Here is a 1,313-nt window from a genome sequence, read left to right as displayed (position 1 = left end):
CTCGGAGGGAACCAACTTTCAATTACAGGGCTTTTACCTTCTTTGGCGGGCCTTTCCAGACCTCTTCGCTTAACCGGTTCCTTTGTAACTCCATGTGAGACGTCCCACAACCCCAAAGAGCAAGCTCTCTGGTTTGGGCTTCTCCGCGTTCGCTCGCCGCTACTGACGGAATCACTATTGTTTTCTCTTCCTCAGGGTACTTAGATGTTTCAGTTCCCCTGGTATGCCTCTACTCCTATGTATTCAGTTAGGTGTAACTGGATATTACCCCAGCTGGGTTTCCCCATTCGGACATCCCCGGATCAAAGCTTGCTTACAGCTCCCCGAGGCAGTTTCGTTGTTCGCCACGTCCTTCATCGGCTCCTAGCGCCTAGGCATCCTCCGTGTGCTCTTAGTAGCTTAACCATTTGCTCCGGTTTCGTTTGCTCGCTTCCCTTGGTTTGGACTTCGTCCAAAGCCAAAAGTCGCTCCCATTCGATACCATCGCAATTGCATTATCTACCGTTTTTATTGAAACTTGTTATACACAAGTTCAGCTAAAAAGGAATGTTCTAATTCGCGTTTGTTTCGTTTCGATATCTAGTTTTCAAAGAACAAATCGTTTGGTTCGGGGCCGTTCACGGATGTGTCGGTCGAATAAACGAGTTGGTTTGAGAGTTTGAGCTCTCAAAACTGAGCAACGAGTGAGTTGAAAGCTTTACGAAGTAAAGCTCGCTTCGGAAGCATGCTTCCTGAAGACTTTTTGAATGTTTCCACGCGGGAAACGATTCTCCATAGAAAGGAGGTGATCCAGCCGCACCTTCCGATACGGCTACCTTGTTACGACTTCACCCCAATCATCTATCCCACCTTCGGCGGCTGGCTCCTTGCGGTTACCCCACCGACTTCGGGTGTTATAAACTCTCGTGGTGTGACGGGCGGTGTGTACAAGACCCGGGAACGTATTCACCGCGGCATGCTGATCCGCGATTACTAGCAATTCCGACTTCATGCAGGCGAGTTGCAGCCTGCAATCCGAACTGAGACCGGCTTTTTAGGATTGGTTCCACCTCGCGGCTTCACTGCCCGTTGTACCGGCCATTGTAGTACGTGTGTAGCCCAGGTCATAAGGGGCATGATGATTTGACGTCATCCCCACCTTCCTCCGGTTTGTCACCGGCAGTCTATTTAGAGTGCCCACCCGAAGTGCTGGCAACTAAATATAAGGGTTGCGCTCGTTGCGGGACTTAACCCAACATCTCACGACACGAGCTGACGACAACCATGCACCACCTGTCTCAACTTTCCCCGAAGGGCACCTAACGTATCTCTAC

General features: G+C 50.5%; 2 rRNA genes. Both read right to left on the bottom strand.

Annotation, left to right across the window (positions count from 1 at the left end):
* Positions 1-405 (bottom strand): 23S ribosomal RNA (locus tag M3629_RS27915); the annotation flags it as partial.
* A 372-nt stretch (positions 406-777) separates the two neighbouring features.
* Positions 778-1,313, bottom strand: a 16S ribosomal RNA gene (locus tag M3629_RS27910); the annotation flags it as partial.

This window comes from Paenibacillus polysaccharolyticus (assembly GCF_023714295.1).
GTDB lineage: Bacteria > Bacillota > Bacilli > Paenibacillales > Paenibacillaceae > Paenibacillus > Paenibacillus polysaccharolyticus_A.
The sequence above is the reverse complement of the archived record's forward strand: the minus strand, read 5'-3'. Positions and strand labels throughout refer to the sequence as shown.